Source organism: Sphingobacterium sp. UBA5789 (assembly GCF_002418355.1).
Taxonomy (GTDB): Bacteria; Bacteroidota; Bacteroidia; order Sphingobacteriales; family Sphingobacteriaceae; genus Sphingobacterium.
The window spans coordinates 114358-135059 of sequence record NZ_DIDX01000003.1 but is presented as its reverse complement, the minus strand read 5'-3'; the positions used below and the strand labels follow the sequence as shown (position 1 = coordinate 135059).

Genomic DNA, 20702 nt, shown 5'->3' with positions numbered 1-20702 from the left:
TTTTTTTATATTTTTGCTTTCAAGATTTTCAAGACCTTATGACTACATATAACGAAGACAGCATACGATCCCTGGACTGGAAGGAACACATCCGTCTACGTCCCGGAATGTATATTGGTAAATTGGGAGATGGATCAGCGTATGATGATGGTATCTATGTACTACTCAAAGAAGTAGTGGATAACTCTATCGATGAATTTGTAATGGGAGCAGGTAAGATTATTGACATATCGGTCAATGAAAACAAGGTATCTGTGAGAGACTATGGTCGTGGTATTCCTATCGGGTCAGTAGTGGACGTCGTATCAAAGATCAATACCGGAGGTAAATATGACAGTAAAGCCTTTCAGAAATCTGTAGGACTAAACGGAGTTGGTACTAAGGCAGTAAATGCCCTATCCACACAATTCACAGTACAATCTTACCGTCAGGGTGAAACACGGATAGCTCAATTCAGCAAAGGCGAGTTGGTCACTGATGAAAAGAAAGAGACCACTCAACGAAATGGTACTGCAGTTTCCTTCTATCCGGATGACAGTATCTTCAGAAACTACAAATACCGTATGGAATTTGTAGAAAATATGATCTGGAATTATGTCTTTCTGAATTCAGGACTGGTTATCAATTTTAACGGTCAGAAATTCATCTCTGAAAATGGACTTAAAGATCTCTTAGAGCGCAATATAGATACAGAATCTATGCGTTACCCTATCATACATCTGAAGGGTGAAGATATAGAAATAGCGCTGACACACGGCCAGCAATATGGAGAAGAGTATTACTCCTTTGTCAATGGTCAGCATACTACACAGGGAGGTACTCATCAGGCCGCATTCAGAGAAGCTTTAGTAAAAACGATCCGTGAATTTTACAAAAAAGATTTCGATGCTGCCGATGTTCGTTCCTCTATCATCGGAGCGATTGCTATAAAAGTTCAGGAGCCTGTTTTCGAATCGCAGACAAAGACAAAATTAGGATCTCAAAGCATTGGTCCCGATGGTCCTACTGTACGTACATTTATCAATGACTTCCTGAAAAAAGCATTGGATGATTACTTACACCGCAATTCGGATACAGCAGATGCTTTATTAAAAAGGATCCTGCAATCCGAACGGGAGCGTAAAGATATTGCCGGAATCAAGAAACTGGCAAATGAACGTGCAAAGAAAGCCTCGCTACACAATCGCAAACTAAGAGATTGCAAGGTGCACTTTTCGGACAAAAATGAACGTAACCAGGAGACTACCCTTTTTATTACAGAGGGAGATTCAGCCAGCGGATCCATTACCAAATCACGTGATGTACAGACCCAGGCTGTATTCAGTCTGAAAGGTAAACCTTTAAATTCGTATGGCATGTCTAAAAAGATTGTCTATGAAAATGAAGAATTTAACCTCTTACAGCACGCTCTAAATATTGAAGATGGTCTGGACGGCCTTCGCTACAATAATATTGTTATTGCTACAGATGCCGATGTCGACGGTATGCACATCCGCCTTCTCTTGCTTACCTTCTTTTTGCAATTCTTCCCTGATCTTGTCAAAGCCGGACATGTAGCCATTCTACAGACTCCACTGTTCCGTGTACGGAATAAAAAGGAAACGATATATTGCTATTCGGATGAAGAACGCCAACGGGCTATTGCAAAATTAGGAGCGAAACCTGAAATAACACGTTTCAAAGGTTTGGGAGAAATCTCTCCATCCGAATTTGGTTTGTTTATAGGTAAGGATATCCGTCTGGATCCGGTCATCCTAACCAAAGACAATAAAATTCAGCAATTGCTGGAATATTATATGGGAAAAAATACGCCGGACAGACAGAAACATATTGTCAACAATCTTCGTGTAGAAGTTGATCTGGAAGCTGAGTTGACAAAAGAAGCAGTATAGTAAAGTCCTAATCGAACCTAACCTTAATGACTAAACCCATATTGATTCTAATCCAATGTCAGGACGACGTTGGATTAGTCGCAAAAATAGCTAATACACTGGCACAGTACCGGTTGAATATCGTAACGATGCGCGAATTTGTGGATGAGGAAGCCGGTAAGTTTTTCGTTCGTGTTGTCTGTACAGGAGTACTCGAAAATACAGAAGAATTATTTACTGCTTTAAAACAAAGTCTTCCGGATAATGCCAGCATAAAAATCAATCCTTCAGAGCGAAAAAAATTAATCATACTGGTCACCAAAGAGCATCACTGTCTGGCCGATATTCTGATTCGCCATCATTTCGAAACCTGGAACACGGATATTCAGGCTGTAATAGGTAATTATAGTGATCTGGAAGGATTTACCCAAAAATTTGATATCTCCTATCACCATGTTTCACATGAAAACTTAAGTAAAGAGGAGTTTGAACGCCGATTGACTGCACAAATTGATCAATACGAGTTTGATTATATTATCCTGGCCAAATTTATGCGAATTCTGTCCCCGACATTTGTACAGCAGTATCAAGGTAAAATCATCAATATTCACCATTCCTTTCTTCCCGCTTTCATAGGAGCTAATCCCTATCGGCAGGCACATACCAGAGGCGTGAAGATCATAGGTGCAACGGCACACTATGTAACAGATGACTTGGATGAAGGACCTATTATCGTACAGGATACCAGAAGAGTCAACCATACCTATACTGTACAGGATATGATGACTGCAGGTAAAGAAATCGAAAAAGCTGTACTGGCCAGAACAATCCGGCTGCTACTGGAAGATAGAGTGATGCTGGACCGTAATAAAACAGTTGTTTTTGAATAGGGACAGGGGAAATATGACCAACATCACTATTTACTAAGCAACCCAGTTACTTTTTACCTGCATAATTATCCCTTATTTCGTATCGAAATAAGAACTGAATAATGACGCACTCCTTTCACATTCCTGTACTGGGATTGGCCTTTTCTATTGATTCCCCGCTCAAGGTTGCCAGATACGGTATTTCATCTGTAATTTCCATTGTGGATGATGAACTCATAGAACGTATCCGGGCATATTACAGCAAACTGAATAATATAGACTTTCTTCCTATTACTAAAAAAGATCAGGATTTTAGAGCAAAACGTATTACAGCATACCTTAATCTGGTAAAACAACTTGTCAGGGAACAGACGGCCGGCATGCGGGCCCAGCTAATGGAAGCCAATTCTGAAGTTGCCCGTTACTTTAATCTTCTCCCAGATAATAATCCTATAAAGGCTCAGTACGATCAGATGCTGAAAGAAACAGATGATAAGACCAGAAACCAACTGTCTCTACAATTGCATTCCTGTATTCAGCCTGGAGATATCGACGTCAATATCATGTCTAAAGTAGATAAGATCAATTATGCTCCTAATGGTGAAGCTTTAGATGAAAAATATGCAGATGCTCTGGCAGCGTTACGTGGTTTTGCCAATTCAGATCTCCATTCTTCTGTTGTATTATCAGCAGGTATGAACCCCCGTCTGTATAGCTATTTGTCTGAACTGCAAGTCTTCCAGCCAAAGGAGGGACAGGATTTTGAGAAAAAGATTACGCTCAAAGTAAGTGACTTTCGATCGGCAATGATACAAGCCAGATTTTTAGCAAAAAAAGGATTGTGGGTATCAGAGTTCAGAGTAGAATCCGGATTAAATTGCGGAGGACATGCTTTTGCAACAGATGGCTATCTACTTGGTCCCATACTGGCTGAATTTAAAGACAAAAAGCAACAATTAAAAGAAGAGTTATTTGAGACGTATCGCAAATACTGGGAGGCAAAGAATATCATTTGCAAACAACCGCCACATATCAGGTATACAGTACAGGGAGGGGTGGGTACTGCTGCAGAACATCAGTTTTTATTGAGTCATTATGAATTTGATGCTGTTGGATGGGGATCACCCTTTTTATTGGTTCCTGATGCGACTACAGTAGATGATGACACACTAGAGGCGCTGGTCAGATCCAAAGCAGATGATTTTTACATCAGCGGATCTTCACCTCTCGGTGTCCCGTTCAACAATTTCAGACAAAGTTCTGCCGAAAAACTTCGGATACAGCGGATTGAAAAAGGTCGTCCCGGTAGTCCTTGTAAGAAAAAGTACCTCGTTTCCAATACGGCATACACTATACAACCAATCTGTACAGCTTCCCGTGAATATCAGCACATGAAATTAAAGGAGCTTGATCAGCAGGAATTGACAACTGAAGCATACGAACGTGCATTCCAGGATATTACAGCAAAAACATGTCTCTGCGAAGGTCTTGCAACTCCTGCATATTTAAAGTATGATATCCTTAAGCCTAAAGAGTCTGCCGCTGTTGCTATTTGTCCAGGGCCGAATACTTTTTGGTTCAAAGGTATATTTTCATTAGATCAGATGGTCAATCATATTTATGGTCGTGACAATCTGATTCAATCCGCCGAACGCCCCATTCTCTTTATCAATGAGCTTAGACTCTACATGGATCATATCCGAAAATACATAGATGTGAATAAGCTGGATATGGAGGACAAAAAGTTAAAATATCTGGATAAATTCAAGGCTCAGTTAAAGGAGGGTATCAACTACTACAGGGCTTTAATAAAAGATTTAACGGGGTTTAAGGCTTCGGAATTAGCTGCATTTGCGAGTCAGCTGGATGAGATCGAACAGGAGCTTGAGAACCTGTCCTTTAGTTAAATACAATCTGAGGTTCAAAGAGTATGTATTTGTATGCAGCGATTTATGACACCATCGCTGCATACAATGATAAATGCTTAGTCTTTAGCGATTTTTCTGAATTTACCAAATACACCTAACGGTAATTTAGGGCCTGCTGTAGCTTGCAGGTAGAGTTCTCCGATTTCCAGATTTTCCACTTTCGGAAAAGCAGTTCTGATCAGATTTTCCACAATAACAGAAGAAAAACCTAAAGAATAGGTATTCAAAATCAGGAAATGTTCTTTTGGATCAAGTAGCTGTACCACATCCTTCATCATTTCCATGATATGGTCTTCCAGTTTCCACTTCTCCCCTTTCGGACCGTGTCCGTAAGCCGGCGGATCCAGAATAATACCATTATATGTATTTCCGCGTTTAAGTTCCCGCTTTACAAATTTAAGAGCATCCTCTACCACCCAGCGGATATTATCGAGACCTGAAATTTCCTGATTTTCATTAGCCCAGGTCACCACCTGCTTGATAGAATCTACGTGCGTAGTATCTGCACCCGCAGCTTTTGCAATCAATGATGCACCACCAGTATATGCGAAGAGATTCAACACTTTAGGTTTATCAGTCTTAAAAGAGCGTACAGATTCCGAGATATAATCCCAGTTAACAGCTTGTTCCGGAAAAACACCCACATGTTTGAAAGAGGTAAGTCCCAGTCTGAATTTAATTGCAGCATCTTTATTTTTATATTCGATATGCCAGCGATCCTGCGCTTTCGGATTTTTTTTCACCCAATCTCCAGAAGTTGCAGAACGACCTTTAAAACGAATATCATATCTTTTTGTCCACTCGGCATCAGAAAGTGTCTTAGGCCATACGGCCTGAGGTTCGGGACGGATCAGTACCAGATGACCAAAACGCTCCAGTTTTTCAAAATCACCACAATCGATGAGTTCATAATCCTTCCAATGCTGAGGAGTCAGTAATTGTATTTCAGTATTTTTCAAAATCAAAAATTTGCAGCAAAGATACGGTTAATCATTCAAAACTATAACACGAAGATCATTAACCATCATGCTTCATCGTTTTGCGGGCTGCCTGCATCAGCGGACTTGCAAATACAAAATCATTCAACTCCTTGACGTCCGACTGAAGAATATCCTGATTGGTACCTTCCCAGAATTTTTCACCTTTATACAAATACAGAATATATTCGCCTATACCCATTACCGAATTCATATCATGCGTCACGACAACAGTTGTACACTGGTATTCCTGGGTCAGATCCTGAATCAATTCATCGATCAGAATAGACGTTTCAGGATCAAGGCCGGAGTTGGGTTCATCGCAGAAAAGGTATTTAGGTCCCATACTGATTGCTCTGGCAATCCCAACCCGTTTTTTCATACCCCCAGACAATTCTGCCGGAAACAATTTATTAGTTCCCTTCAGATTGACTCTTTCCAGACAAAAATTTGCACGGTCTATTTTTTCACTTTTTGACATCTCCGTAAACATATCCAATGAAAACATCAGATTCTGTTCTACTGTCATGGAGTCAAAAAGCGCTGAATTCTGAAAAAGCATACCTATTTCTTTACGGATAGGCACGCGCTCTTCAAAACTCATCTTGGTAAATTCCTGTTTATCAAAAAACACACGCCCCTGTTCCGGATTATGCAGTCCAACTATACATTTGAGTAATGTACTTTTTCCGGAACCGGAACCACCAATGATCAAACTTACTTTTCCCGGTTCGAAAATAGCATCTATTCCTTTTAATACTTCTTTCTCACCAAATGCTTTATGAATATTCTGAATTTCAATCATCTTCCTTACAACATTAAAGCTGTGATCAAATAATCACTAGCCAGTATAGTAATACAGCCAATCACTACGGCCTGCGTACCTGCCTCTCCTACTTCCAGAGCACCTCCGCTCACATAGAAACCTTTATAAGCAGGCACTGAGGTAATAATAAATCCAAAGACTACAGCCTTAACCATCGCAACGGATACTGTAAACCCATTAAAACTACCCTGAATACCCTGTATATAATCGGCTGTGCTAACTGCACCGGATAATGCACCTCCTAAAAGTCCGCCCAATATCGCACAGAAAATCGCAACAATAACTAAAGCCGGAATCATCGTAATACCAGCCAGTATCTTAGGCAGAATCAGATAACCGGGAGCATTGATCCCCATAATTTCCAATGCATCGATCTGCTCTGTGACACGCATAGAACCGATCTGTGAAGAAATAGACGAACCGACTTTACCCATTAAGACCAACGCTGAGATTGTAGGCCCCAATTCCAGAATATTGGAATCACGGTTAATTTGTCCGATAATCGAATTCGGAATCAGATCGGAAACCAGCTGGAAGGCAATCTGCATGGTCATTACAGCCCCTATAAAGGTTGATATGATCACAATCAGACCTAACGAACCAAGTCCGATATCTGTCATTGCAAACATGGTTTCTTTCCAATAGATCTTTCCCTTTTCGGGTTTTTTAAAAACTGATTTTAAAAGTAAAATGTATTTTCCGATATGATAAATTAACATATATTTCCTTTAGTACATTATTTGCTATAAAACGCCTCCTGCTGAAGGATTCGTATACTCTGTTGCCCTGCGATATCAAAATATAAACGAATATAGGCATAATCCCACAAAAACCTGTTACACTGAAAGGGCATTCCTGTTACAGACCTGAATATTAATTTTTCACCGACAGATTTAAGACATTTACCGAATAAATGCAGGAAATAACCTAATTACATTGTTTTTTTTATCATCTTCACTTTAATTTTGATTCAGTTAAACAATTAGAATCGACAACATAACATATAAACATAATGAACAATAAAAGAATTACCTCAGGACTTATCTTTCTTTTTGTGGGGATTATATTGCTTCTTGATGTCCTGGACATCATTGAGTTCAACTGGCTTGAAATCATTCGTTACTGGCCATTATTGATTATCTTAGGTGGTATTAATATGCTTATGCCTAATGGACAATCCGGACAGATCGCCAAATTAGGGTTTACCTGTCTGCTATTAGGATTTCTGGTATTTATCGGTTTTACAACTCCAAATGAAAGCCTGATTTCCAGATTTTTCAAAGGATCTAATATTCATATCAGCACAGATGAGTTAGAAGATTCAATTCCTTCCTCATCAAGTAAGAGCCTCGCCATCCAACTTCCTAAAAACCTTTCCGTAGCTAAAGCAAATTTTGATATAGGCACGACTAATCTGAAATTATCTAGTCAGCCGAGCAGTTTATTATTTGAAGCAGGAAATTCTTCGGACTCTTATTTTCTTAAACTCACCTCAGACTCAGCTGAAGACGGCACAGCAACAGTTGATTTAACAGGAAAAAAGAGAAAAAAAGGACGCAGCAAAAATAATACAACATTATTCAAATTGAATAAAGATGTGGTCTGGGATCTCAACTTTGATATCGGAGCTTCAGACGTACAGATGGACCTCTCTCCTTTTAAAATCAGAAACATCAATTTTGACACAGGAGCGAGCTCTGTAAATATGAAACTAGGAAGACCTGTAGAAACCTCCACGATCAATATAGATGCAGGAGCATCTTCTGTCGAAATCCGAATCCCTAAAGATGTACCCTGTCAGGTTACTTCAGACAGCGGACTATCCTCTATTGAATTGGGAAGCGGTTTTGTGAGAAAAGGTGACGGTGTCAGTGAAACAGCTAATTATCCACAGGCAACTTCAAAATACAACATTGTAATTGATGCAGGCGTTACCTCTTTCAAGATTATTCAATACTAAATCTTACGAAATTATTACTTCAGAATCCATAACTTTGTGGTAAATATGGATACAAGTAATTTATTGAGCTTACCCGGAGGATATTGTAATTCTAAAACAGATTACAGCCGATGGGTAACCAGGGAAGTGAATATCGGAGATATACCTATGGGAGGAAACAATCCTATACGTATCCAAAGTATGACCACTATAGATACCATGGACACGATGGGCTCTGTAGAGCAGACTATCCGCATGGTAGACGCTGGTTGTGAATATGTCCGTATCACTGCACCAAGTATAAAAGAAGCCGAAAATCTTGCAAATATTAAAAAAGAACTCCGTAACAGGGGCTATAATGTCCCTCTCGTTGCGGATATCCATTTTACACCCAATGCAGCAGAAGTAGCGGCAAGAATCGTAGAAAAAGTACGGATCAACCCCGGTAATTATGCGGATAAGAAGAAATTCGATCAGCTTTCTTATTCTGCAGATGAATATCAGGCCGAGCTAGACCGCATCTATAAAAAGTTTGCTCCTTTAGTCAATATCTGTAAAGAATATGGTACAGCTATGCGTATAGGCACAAATCATGGTTCGCTGTCTGACCGTATCATGAGCCATTATGGAGATACTCCCGAGGGAATGGTGGAATCTGCACTGGAATTTATCCGTATCTGCGAAGATCTTAACTTTTACAACCTGACCATTTCGATGAAATCCAGTAATCCGCAGGTAATGGTACAGGCATATCGTATGCTGGTTGAGAAAATGGTCATCGAGAATATGAACTATCCACTCCATCTGGGTGTCACGGAGGCCGGAGACGGAGAAGACGGACGTATCAAATCGGCCGTTGGTATTGGTACATTATTAGAAGATGGCCTGGGCGATACAGTACGTGTATCATTAACTGAAGAACCGGAAAAAGAAGCTCCGGTAGCTATAGCTCTCGTAAACCGTTACAGCAAACGGGCTAAAATGTTGCAGGAAGCAACTACACAAAGTCGGGAAATAATACAGCTTAATCCTTCTGCCGAAACAGTAGCTTACGAATCCAGAGAAGTCAACACTTTTATCGGTGGTTCTCTCGTTCCCCGTGTCATTGTTGATATTTCCACCGCTAACCTGAAAGACCCGAATATACTGACGGCTACGGGATATCGCTATGATATCCTCAATGACAAGTATCATATGGGGGAACAATCGGTAGATTTTGTATTTCTGGGAGACCAGCTACCTTCTTTTACCATGCCAGGCAATCTGAAGCAGCTTTATAATTACAATACCTGGTTAACGATAGCTAATCCAACTAATATACATCCTGTTTTTGATCTGGAGCAATTTAATACAGCATCCCGCAAAGATCCTGTACTCAATCTGATCTATATAAAAAATAATGACCTGGATTCCGAAATTTTTGGTAATTCAGCCATCGATAACACTGTTGTATTTATTCTGGAAACGGATCATATTCACGGGATGGCAGATCAGCGTCAGTTTTTCTCCAATCTTCAGGAAATAGGACTCGATAACCCTGTTATTATAAAAAGATCCTATCCGGCGGAAGAATTTTCAGGTCCCATTGGGGATATTATGAATCCGGAAGAACCTATTTCCAAGATTCAGCTCTATGCGGCGACAGATCTTGGCGCTTTACTTATTGACAAACTAGGTTCCGGAATATGGGTGGATTCGCCCGCAACACCTCTTGACAAGCTGGTTTCCTTATCCTTTGGAATCCTGCAGGCTACCCGATCGCGTATATCCAAAACAGAATATATCTCTTGCCCAAGCTGTGGACGGACTTTATTTGATTTACAGGATACCACCCAGATGATCCGTGCACGAACTAATCATCTTAAAGGGTTGAAGATCGCCATCATGGGTTGTATCGTCAACGGTCCCGGTGAGATGGCAGATGCTGACTACGGCTATGTTGGTGCTGGTCCGGACAAAATTACGCTCTATCGTGGTAAGGAAGTGGTCAAGAAAAATGTAAGCTCAGCAAATGCTCTTGATGAACTTATCGATATTATCAAAGGCGACGGTCTTTGGATCGAAGAACAAGAAACTGCAGTATAAAAAAGCGGGACTTCAAAATGAAGTCCCGCTTTTTTATTATATATATCTTGATATCTTATTTCTAAAATCAGATCATTATCTGACTGATATACGTTTAATGACTGTTTCAGTTCCTGCTACAACTCTTACAAAGTAAAAGCCTGAGGATAATTTGCCATTGGTTTCAAATGCAAGATTCTGATTGCCGGCCTCAAGTGTATTGTTCATCAGTCCCAATACTTCATTCCCCAATGCATCCATTACCTTTATGGAAACCGTATTCTGTTTGCCCAATTTGAATGATACAGTTACCTGTTCAGCAATAGGATTGTAGAATACTTTTACATTATTGATCAGTTTGTCAGACTCTGCTGCAGAAAAAATTTTCGCTGCTGACATACCAAAGTCGTATGAAGATTCGTTATTGAAATATTTAGCAGCCTTTGAGGCGTTGGATGCCATATACATATGGCCCATTTTTTTTGATGAACTATCACTCGCCAATACCATATTGGAACCCCAAGCAAAGCTCAGACTTGCCATAAGCACAAGTGCGTTCGTAAGGGTTTTAATAATGTGTATCTTAGTAAAAAATTTCATCATATGTCTGAGACAGTTGTATTGTTAATTGGTTTAATCAAATATAAACCTTTTTCTCAATTATCTTCATACAAAAATAGATTTTTTTTTATCTGATCGTTAATTAATCAGACGATTTTTAATGGCTTTAACAATTTTTAACAACTCTTGACGTTGTCACAAAAAAAACCAAACTTTGGCAGTTCAATTCTGTTATCAAGAATACTGATTAACAGGCGAAAAATTGAAGATTTAGTCATTAAATTTATTTAGAATGTCAACAAAAAACGCAAGCGACGTTCAAAAGTTAAGCCTCGGCGGCTTACTGATTAGCTTAGGAATTATCTTTGGAGATATCGGAACTTCCCCGCTCTATGTATTCAAAGCTATTATTAACAAAGGAACTATCGAACCAGACCTCGTCCTCGGGGGATTATCCTGTGTCGTATGGACTATTACCCTTCAAACTACTGTTAAGTATGTACTGATTGCGCTGAATGCGGACAACAATGGTGAAGGAGGTATCCTGTCGCTCTACTCTCTTGTCAAGAGGCAGGCCAAGTGGCTTATCATTCCGGCCATTATCGGAGCTTCCACCCTTTTGGCCGATGGTATGTTGACACCAGCGATTACCATATCTTCAGCAATAGAAGGTCTGGCCATCAACAATCCTACTATTCAGACGGTACCTATCGTAATCGTGATTATTTCAGGGCTCTTTCTTATTCAGCGTTTCGGGACTTCCATTGTAGGAAAGGTATTCGGACCTCTTATGCTCACCTGGTTTTTGACCATAGGGATACTGGGAATAAGCTACATAGATGAAGCTCCTCAGGTGCTAAAAGCAATCAACCCTTATTATGCTTTCAAATTAATAGTAAGCACACCAAATGCGTTGTTTATTATTGGAGGAGTATTTCTGTGTACTACAGGAGCTGAGGCACTCTACTCGGATATGGGACATTGCGGAAAAGCTAACATCAGAATAAGCTGGATACTTGTAAAAATATGTTTATTACTTAATTACTTCGGACAAGGAGCCTGGTTACTGGCACATTCAGGGACTCAGATTGGTGAAAAAAATCCATTTTACGCGATTATGCCGGAATGGTTTCTGGGTTATGGTGTTGTTATTGCGACCATTGCAGCTATTATTGCCAGCCAGGCGATGATATCAGGATCATTTACACTGATCTCTGAAGCTGTACGTCTGAATATCTGGCCAAAAGTCACCATCCGCTATCCCAGTGATCATAAAGGACAATTATATGTACCATCCATCAATCTGATATTATGGTTGGGATGTATGCTGATTATTGCTGTATTCAGGGAATCCAGCAATATGGAGGCTGCATATGGTCTGGCCATCAATGCAACATTTATCACAACGACCATTCTTATGGGATTCTTCCTGAGATGGAAACGCGTAAACAAGTATCTGATCTTCTTATTTGTAGGCTTCTATTTCTTTATCGAGTTTGGATTCCTGGCAGGTAACTCTGTAAAAATTGCACACGGAGGCTGGTTGACGCTCGTCTTATCACTGGCGCTTATAGCTGTTATGTATGCCTGGTACAATGCCAGAAAAATCAAAAACCGCTTTGTCAAGTTTGTTAATATCAGGGATTATAATGATATCATTTCAGAAATGAGTAAAGATCCTACTATTCCTACTTTTGCATCACAATTAGTCTATCTGACCAGTGCAAACAACAGGAATGAGATAGAATACAAGATCATTTATTCTATGATCAATAAAAAGCCTAAGAAAGCAGATGTCTACTGGCTGGTGCACGTAGATGTGATGGATAATCCACATACGCGGGAATATACAGTAGAACAGATCATTCCGGGCAAATTGATCCGCATAGACTTTAAACTGGGATTCAGGGAAGAACAACGCATCAGTTTGCTGTTTAGAAAAGTAGTGGAAGAGATGGTACAGCGAAATGAGATCGATATTGTAAGTCAGTATGATTCGTTGAAAAAATATAAAATACCCGGAGATTTCAGATTTGTTATTCTTGAAAAAGTGTTATCCAAAACCAATGATCTGAAATGGCACGAACGTATTATCTTCGAGATCTATAAAATTCTCAAGAAATTCAGTCTGTCCGAAGAAAAAGGATTTGGTCTGGATGCAAGTTTTGTGACGATAGAACGTGTACCGCTCAGCATACCAAGGACACATGAAGTTGTTATCAATCGTATCAACTAAAAAACTAAGGGCCTCCGATTTGGAGGCCCTTAGTTTTTTATTCAGTTATTACTTTTGCTTCTTTATTCAATCGGGAATGCCGGTAACCATACATAAAGTAGATGATCAATCCGGCCACTAACCACAGTATAAAAATAATCCAGTTACTGGCTCCAAGTTCAGTCATCAGATACAGATTGATCAGAATACCTGTAGTAGGCAGTAAAGAAAAATTCAACCGGAATGCGTAAAAACTCATACCGATCCACACTAACCAGAAAATAATAACCAAAGATTTATGCTCCAGTATATAAAGTGCAGACATAGATTTCCATTCGGTGATCGTATCCTGCCCATATACAAATAACAAGACCATCGCAATCAGGAAACCCAGACCTACAAGATATTTCCCGTTTACATACGGAACTCTGAATTTTGATTTTTTCGAAAGCCCGGAATGATCCATATAAAGCACGCCTGCACAGACCAGAATAAAAGCAAAAAATGTCCCTACACTGGTCAGGTCAACAAAGAAATCCATTTTAAAAAACAAAGAGGGTACAGCGACGACAATTCCTGTCACAACTGTAGCATATGACGGTGTCTTATATTTAGGGTGAATAGTCGCAAATTTCTTCCACAAAAGTCCGTCACGGCTCATCGTCATCCATATTCTCGGTTGTGCCAGCTGATATACCAAAAGAGCACTTGTGATGGCGATCACGGAAGTGACAGAGATAATCCCGGCCATATGATCGAATCCTACATATTGAAATACATAAGCAAGCGGATCTTTTACATTCAGTTCGGTATAATTGACCATTCCGGTAAGGACTAAAGCAATAGCGACATAAAGTACCGTACAGATCAACAAACAGTATATCATTGCTCTCGGTAAATCCCGTTGTGGATTTTTACACTCTTCTGCTGTGGTAGAAATGGAGTCAAATCCTATAAATGCAAAGAAAACCGCAGCGACACTACTCATAACTCCTCCCAATCCATTTGGCGCAAACGGAGTCCAGTTTTCCGGTTTGACAAAAAATAATCCTCCAAAGATCACAGCCAGTATAATTCCGACCTTGATCATGACCATAATATTACTGGCCCGTTTTGATTCTTTGATTCCGACATACACAAGTATAGTCACAAGAAAAGTGATGATACCTGCAGGAAGGTCAAAGATAATAGGAATATCCCCGATACGAGGCGCAGTTTCATACGCCTCCAATGCCAGCTTATCTATACCAGTCAGTTTATCAACTCCAACATCCAGCATTTTCTGGTTTGCTTCGATTGCATAGGCTGGCGCCATAGAGAGCCACCGGGGTACATGTACGCCAAATCCTTCCAGCATGGACACAAAATATTGGGACCATGATATGGCGACAACCATATTGGATACCGCATATTCGAGTACCAGAGCCCAACCAATAATCCAGGCAAACAATTCACCAAAGGCAACATAGGCATAGGTGTAAGCACTTCCCGAGACCGGAACCGTACTCGCAAACTGTGCATACGAAAGTGCTGTAAAAACACAGGCAAAAGCCACAAAAACAAAAAGAAGCGAAACCGCAGGTCCGCCATTGAAACTGGCCAGTCCGATTGTACTGAAAATACCTGCCCCTACAATCGCAGCTATTCCTAATGAAACAAGATCCCTGATACCAAGGATCTTGGATAATCCCGAACCTCCATGTTCAGAATCACTAATAATCTGATCTATGCTTTTCTTTCTGAAAAGTTGATTTCCCATACTGTCTGTAAATTTTAAGATGGTAACCTCAGGTTACTTTATAAGTTTATTAATTAGTATCATTCTGCTAAAGCAAGTCTATCCTGAATCTCAAAATAGACACTTTTATAATCAGTAAGTTGTTTATCTGTATACATAATCAACTCTTCTGTAAGTTTGAGATGATGTCCGGCTTCCGGTTGAAAATCCCAGATTCGTTTTGCAATATTAAACAATGCATGTGATATTCTGGTAATATCTGCATATTCATATGTGTACTTAGAGTTTACAAACTGCTCATAATACGACATAAATTTAGTTGTATCTTCTAACCCTATAATTTTCAGAAATTTAATAATCGTATCCGGATGTACTTTTTCCAGATCCTCATAGAAGCGGTCTACATTAATTACCTGATGTTTTAACAAGAGATGATCCAGTATCAGCTCCAGTGCAACGTGTGCCAAAAATGAAGGGCGAACAGGCAATCCACTCAGGCTATCCTGAATCTGAATGCGTAAACGATGGGTATGATCAAAAAAAAATGGTAAGTTGTGAAAGATACGATCCACCTCCAGATGTCTGTTCCAGCCTTCATAAATAGGCTTAAACTGTGGATGATCCAGCAATACAGTTTCAAACCTTTGGGGATGAAACATATACTTCTTGTCCGCATTCTTCAGCAGATCCGGCAATATTCCGCCCAATACACGTTCGGGCTGGGTAGCATACCTTTCGAAATAAAAATGCGAGAGAAAATTCATTGTGATCTTAATAAAATCACACAAAAAGTGTAATATCTTAAATCTTGACGTAAGATACAGCTAATCTTACTATCTTTGCAACTTAATTAAAATTTTCTTATCCGTATTATTATGAACTTTGTAGAAGAATTACGTTGGAGAGGCATGTTACAAGACATCATGCCTGGAACAGAAGAGTTGTTAAACAAAGAAAAAGTATCCGGTTACATTGGTTTTGATCCTACAGGTGACTCTCTTCACGTTGGCCATCTGACACAGATCATGACCCTTATTCATTTTCAAAACGCAGGTCATAAGCCTGTTGCGCTGGTTGGCGGAGCTACCGGGATGATCGGTGATCCATCATTCAAATCGGCAGAAAGAAATTTACTTGATGAGGAAACTTTAAATCACAATGTGGCAAGCCTTAAGCACCAGCTGAGCAAATTCTTAACATTTGGCGAAGGCGAACTGGATGCGAAGATGGTCAATAACTACGATTGGTTTAAGGATTTCAAATTCCTGGATTTTATCCGTGACATCGGTAAATTGATTACAGTCAACTACATGATGGCTAAAGACTCTGTCAAAAAACGTCTTGAAGGTGAAAATGGACTATCGTTTACAGAATTTTCTTATCAGCTGATCCAGGGGTATGACTTCTATTATCTATGGAAACATCATAATTGTAAAATACAGATGGGCGGATCGGATCAGTGGGGAAATATCGTTACCGGTACAGAATTTATCCGTCGCCAGGATCAGGGAACTGCATTTGCGCTGACTACACAACTGATTAAAAAATCTGATGGTCAGAAATTTGGAAAAACAGAATCAGGTGCTGTATGGTTGGATGCGAAGAAAACAACTCCTTATAAATATTATCAATTCTGGTTGAATGCAACAGATGATGATGCCAAGAACTGGATCAGAATCTTTACACTCAAACCAAAAGAAGAAATAGAAGCGATCATCGCAGAACATGATGCTGCTCCTCATACCCGTACAGTGCAAAAAGCACTTGCAAAAGATATCACGATCCGTACACACTCGGAAAAAGATTATGAGACAGCACTCAAAACATCCGAATTCCTTTTCGGAAACGGCTCTCTTGATTTCTTAAGCGATCTGGAGCATGAAGCGGTATTAGATGTATTTGACGGAGTACCTCAATTTACAATCAGTAAGGGGGAACTTGCAGAAGGAATCAACATATTGGATCTGTTAGCGACAAAAACACAGATCTTTCCTTCAAAAGGTGAAGCCCGAAAAATGACTGAAGGTGGCGGTGTATCTGTAAATAAAGAAAAAGTATCCGGAACGGATAATACCTTTACTACAGAGAACCTGATCAACGATAAATATATCATTGCTCAAAGAGGTAAGAAGAATTACTATCTTATCATAGCAGAGTAATCAATGCTATAAAATAAAAGAAGGGCTATCCAAATTTTGGGAGCCCTTCTTCGTTTGTATTGAGTTGTATGTATAAAGTTTATTCTAAATGCTGGATAATCTTGTATCCGAATTTAAATTTTTCATTTGCAGGAGTTCCATTGATTAATCCTTTTGACCATATGGTGTATATAGACTGATCTTTGGGTTCAAACTCAAAACTGACGAGCTCCCTGTTTACATTTGACGTAATAAAAAGCTTATATTTTTTTCCTGTCTGCAGAGTCAGGTAGGCACTCGCTTCCTTGAAAGACTTATTTTTCACCAGCAACGTATCCGACCCTTCAGATCCCAGATTAAGAGCAGGAGCATCCGGACTGAGGTTGATAAAGCGTACATTTGCTGTTCCTTTTGCTGGAATATCCGATTTGTCTTCGTAACTGACTACATCAAGTTTTGTATTTCCAACAACGAATAGAGAATAGATTTTGCCCGGAGCAAAAGCGACCTGCTTAGACACAAGTGCGCCTTTGTTTATACTATCACGGTCAAAAACCCTTACAAGACGATTACCCGGAAAAGCATTACGATAAGGCAAATAATCTCCGAAATCAAAACTTTCATTAGAAAGATTGAGCTTATTTTGATCCAGACCAATATCTAACTTGAGTGCCAGAGGCACAGCATTGATCGCTCCTGTACCTGACAATTCACCATATCCGTAGTCGTCATTATCCAGACTACAGGATGCAAAAAAGAACAAGCATAAAAGGAAACTACCTAAAAGAAATTTAACGCTATTCATACCGCATTATCTATTCAAAAACCACATTTTGATAACTAAAACGTATATTACATTGGAAATGCTACAGTACCAAAACAATTGGTTTTTTGGTCTGATTTTTTCTATATAAAATCGTTAAGTTTGTACTAAGAACATTATTATTGTTTTCATGCTAAATAAAGGAAATACATTTAAGAACTATGGTGGTGACAACTCATCAAAGAAAGCCTCTAAAAGTTCTCCAAAAAACTATAAAACAAAAAGTTACAAAGAACCTTCGGAACCTGTACAGTTAAGTGAAACACAGGAGAAGATAATGAAAATATTGGGTGTATTTTTATTTATCCTGAGCTTTGCTTTCACGATAGCCTTTGTTTCTTACCTTTTCACCTGGGAAGAGGATCAGAGTTATATTTCAAAATCCAACGGAAGCTGGAGTACGTTGTTCAGTACAGCTGAGGAAATTGACAGCGATGCTATTGACCTGCCTGTAGTGCAAAATAAACTAGGTAAATTCGGTGCGCTATTGGCGAATCAGTTTATTTACGAATGGTTCGGTATTGCTTCGTTCATCTTTATCTTTATCCTTTTTGTAACGGGATACAGATTATTATACCGCAAAAATATACTTCCTGTAGGTAAGTCTATTCTCTACTCCTCTATTGCCATTATTTATGTTTCAGTAACATTAGGCTTTTTACAGTCCTTTATTGCTAAAACTCCTCATATTCTGGAAGGTAAATTCGGATTCTGGACCAACAGACTTTTGGAAGCGCAGATCGGGAGTGCAGGTGTAGCCGGAATTGTCGTCTTTGCATATCTGACCGTCCTGATTCTGATCTATAATCTGGATCTGAAATTCACTTTCCAGTCCAAAAAGAAAATATATGATGAAGATCTTGCTTTTGATACTGACGATGTAGAGAACAGTCCTGTAAGCCATCCAAAAAACACACGTATACTCAAAGACGAAGAGTATGTTATTGATCCGATCGATCTGAATGATAAAGCTCCGGTACAGGAGTTCAACCAGTTCAGAGAACCAGAAGAGACTTATAACAATAACACTCGCAGGGAGGAGCCTACCTTATCTATTGAAGAAGAACCGGAAGTCGTCTCGAATTCTACTCCACATATCTCCTTCACGATAGATCATCCGGATGCTGAGGAAGAGCAAGTGGAAGAGGATATCCCGGCAAGTCCTGTATTACGGGTAGAAAAGGTGATAGAAGAAAAACCTATAACAGCCAATGATCTGGTCGCACAGTTTGGGGAATATGATCCGAAACTGGATCTGTCCGGCTATCAATACCCTCCACTGGAGCTTTTGAAAGATTATGGTAGTGGTAAGATTACCATTAACCAACAAGAACTGGAAGCTAATAAAAATAAGATTGTAGATACACTTCGTAACTACAGCATCGAGATCGAACATATCAAAGCTACAATCGGGCCTACAGTAACACTGTATGAAATCATTCCAAAACCGGGTGTCCGGATTTCAAAAATAAAAAACCTGGAAGATGATATCGCATTAAGTCTTGCAGCACTGGGAATACGTATCATTGCTCCAATGCCCGGCAAAGGGACTATTGGTATAGAGGTACCGAACAGTACACCTGAAATGGTATCTATGCGCTCTGTACTGGCAACCGAGAAATTCCAGAAGACAGATATGGATCTTCCTATTGCACTGGGTAAGACCATTTCGAATGAAGTCTATATTGCAGACCTTGCAAAAATGCCTCACTTATTGGTAGCGGGTGCTACCGGACAAGGTAAATCTGTTGGTATCAATGCAATTCTGACCTCTCTGCTTTACAAGAAACACCCAGCTGAATTAAAGTTTGTACTGGTGGATCCTAAAAAAGTAGAGCTTTCTTTATTCAAAAAAATTGAACGTCATTTTCTTGCTAAACTTCCGGGAGAAGATGATGCAATTATTACTGATACCAAAAAGGTAATCAACACGTTAAACTCTCTTTGTATCGAAATGGATCAGCGATATGACCTTCTTAAAAATGGTCAGGTCCGTAATTTAAAAGAATATAATGCAAAATTTGTCAATCGCAGATTAAACCCTGAGGAGGGTCATCGATTCTTACCATTTATAGTTCTTATAGTAGATGAGTTTGCCGATCTGATGATGACAGCAGGAAAAGAGGTAGAAACACCGATTGCACGTTTAGCACAGCTGGCTCGTGCGGTGGGTATACACCTGGTGATTGCAACACAGCGTCCTTCCGTCAATATTATTACGGGTACGATCAAAGCCAATTTCCCGGCCAGATTAGCATTCCGTGTTCTTTCAAAAGTCGATTCACGTACTATCCTGGATTCAGGAGGTGCAGATCAGCTGATCGGCCGCGGAGATATGCTATTGTCAACGGGAAGTGACCTGATCCGTATTCAATGTGCTTTTGTAGACACGCCTGAAGTAGATCAGATATCCGATTATATCGGTGGTCAGCGTGGTTATCCTTCAGCTTTTATGCTACCTGAGTACATTGATGAAAATGGAGAAGGAAGTGGCCTGGCAGATTTTGATATGGATGACAGGGATCAGCTGTTTGAAGATGCTGCCCGATTAATTGTCATGCATCAGCAAGGATCAACATCTTTAATCCAACGTAAATTAAAGTTGGGCTATAACAGAGCTGGACGAATCATCGATCAACTGGAAGCTGCAGGTATTGTAGGTCCGTTTGAAGGAAGTAAAGCACGCGAGGTGCTGTATCCGGATGAGTATTCGTTAGAACAGTATTTGGAAACATTAAGAAAAGACAATTAAA

The 20702-nt window shown here is 39.7% G+C and carries 15 protein-coding genes; 8 read left to right on the top strand and 7 right to left on the bottom strand.

The window, feature by feature from the left end:
• The first annotated feature begins 38 nt into the window (after positions 1-38).
• From B4B65_RS06790 to B4B65_RS06780, 3 genes are all read left to right on the top strand, one after another.
• Entirely contained in the window at positions 39-1892 is a 1854-nt protein-coding gene (locus tag B4B65_RS06790; RefSeq protein WP_201680440.1) for a DNA topoisomerase IV subunit B, read from the top strand.
• A gap of 26 nt (positions 1893-1918) precedes the next feature.
• On the top strand, positions 1919-2761 hold the full coding sequence (gene purU, locus B4B65_RS06785; RefSeq protein WP_293914526.1) for a formyltetrahydrofolate deformylase: 843 nt from the start codon (positions 1919-1921) through the stop codon (positions 2759-2761).
• A gap of 101 nt (positions 2762-2862) precedes the next feature.
• The gene (locus B4B65_RS06780; protein ID WP_293914524.1) at positions 2863-4647 is read left to right on the top strand and encodes a hypothetical protein; all 1785 of its coding nucleotides are present in this window, start codon (positions 2863-2865) and stop codon (positions 4645-4647) included.
• A 77-nt stretch (positions 4648-4724) separates the two neighbouring features.
• On the opposite strand, the gene B4B65_RS06775 is transcribed toward B4B65_RS06780, so the two are convergent.
• The 3 genes from B4B65_RS06775 to B4B65_RS06765 are packed head-to-tail and all read right to left on the bottom strand — an operon-like array spanning position 4725 to position 7190.
• Positions 4725-5633, bottom strand: a complete 909-nt coding sequence (locus B4B65_RS06775) for a class I SAM-dependent methyltransferase (protein ID WP_293914522.1) — start codon at positions 5631-5633, stop codon at positions 4725-4727.
• A 52-nt stretch (positions 5634-5685) separates the two neighbouring features.
• Positions 5686-6450, bottom strand: coding sequence for an ABC transporter ATP-binding protein (locus B4B65_RS06770; protein WP_115170483.1), 765 nt, complete (start codon positions 6448-6450; stop codon positions 5686-5688).
• 5 nt (positions 6451-6455) lie between these two features.
• Complete coding sequence (locus B4B65_RS06765) at positions 6456-7190, bottom strand: MlaE family ABC transporter permease (RefSeq protein ID WP_002992825.1); 735 nt, start codon at positions 7188-7190, stop codon at positions 6456-6458.
• A 293-nt stretch (positions 7191-7483) separates the two neighbouring features.
• On the opposite strand from B4B65_RS06765, the gene B4B65_RS06760 reads away from it, so the two are divergent.
• Both B4B65_RS06760 and ispG read left to right on the top strand, forming a co-directional pair.
• A complete protein-coding gene (locus B4B65_RS06760; RefSeq protein ID WP_293914516.1) occupies positions 7484-8431 on the top strand; it encodes a LiaI-LiaF-like domain-containing protein in 948 nt (315 codons plus the stop codon).
• 45 nt (positions 8432-8476) lie between these two features.
• Positions 8477-10495 carry a (E)-4-hydroxy-3-methylbut-2-enyl-diphosphate synthase gene (gene ispG / locus B4B65_RS06755; RefSeq protein WP_293914514.1) on the top strand — a complete coding sequence of 673 codons (2019 nt, stop codon included), beginning with the start codon at positions 8477-8479 and terminating at the stop codon, positions 10493-10495.
• Positions 10496-10570: 75 nt separating this feature from the next.
• Here the strand turns inward: ispG and B4B65_RS06750 are convergent, their stop codons facing one another.
• Positions 10571-11077: a T9SS type A sorting domain-containing protein gene (locus B4B65_RS06750; RefSeq protein WP_201680453.1), complete on the bottom strand. Its 507-nt coding sequence runs from the start codon at positions 11075-11077 to the stop codon at positions 10571-10573.
• Between the two features lie 250 nt (positions 11078-11327).
• Between B4B65_RS06750 and B4B65_RS06745 the strand changes: the two genes are divergently transcribed.
• Positions 11328-13271, top strand: coding sequence for a KUP/HAK/KT family potassium transporter (locus B4B65_RS06745; RefSeq protein ID WP_201680455.1), 1944 nt, complete (start codon positions 11328-11330; stop codon positions 13269-13271).
• Between the two features lie 37 nt (positions 13272-13308).
• Here the strand turns inward: B4B65_RS06745 and B4B65_RS06740 are convergent, their stop codons facing one another.
• Together B4B65_RS06740 and B4B65_RS06735 are read right to left on the bottom strand one after the other, a co-directional pair.
• On the bottom strand, positions 13309-15009 hold the full coding sequence (locus B4B65_RS06740) for an amino acid permease (protein WP_293914511.1): 1701 nt from the start codon (positions 15007-15009) through the stop codon (positions 13309-13311).
• A gap of 59 nt (positions 15010-15068) precedes the next feature.
• Positions 15069-15752 carry a hypothetical protein gene (locus B4B65_RS06735; RefSeq protein ID WP_293914509.1) on the bottom strand — a complete coding sequence of 228 codons (684 nt, stop codon included), beginning with the start codon at positions 15750-15752 and terminating at the stop codon, positions 15069-15071.
• A gap of 111 nt (positions 15753-15863) precedes the next feature.
• Here B4B65_RS06735 and tyrS point away from each other — a divergent pair, with 111 nt between their 5' ends.
• Positions 15864-17147: a tyrosine--tRNA ligase gene (gene tyrS, locus B4B65_RS06730; RefSeq protein ID WP_293914507.1), complete on the top strand. Its 1284-nt coding sequence runs from the start codon at positions 15864-15866 to the stop codon at positions 17145-17147.
• A 79-nt stretch (positions 17148-17226) separates the two neighbouring features.
• Here tyrS and B4B65_RS06725 read toward each other — a convergent pair whose 3' ends face one another.
• Positions 17227-17931, bottom strand: coding sequence for a DUF4397 domain-containing protein (locus B4B65_RS06725; RefSeq protein WP_293914505.1), 705 nt, complete (start codon positions 17929-17931; stop codon positions 17227-17229).
• A 148-nt stretch (positions 17932-18079) separates the two neighbouring features.
• On the opposite strand from B4B65_RS06725, the gene B4B65_RS06720 reads away from it, so the two are divergent.
• A complete protein-coding gene (locus tag B4B65_RS06720; RefSeq protein ID WP_293914503.1) occupies positions 18080-20701 on the top strand; it encodes an FtsK/SpoIIIE family DNA translocase in 2622 nt (873 codons plus the stop codon).
• Position 20702 lies beyond the last annotated feature (1 nt).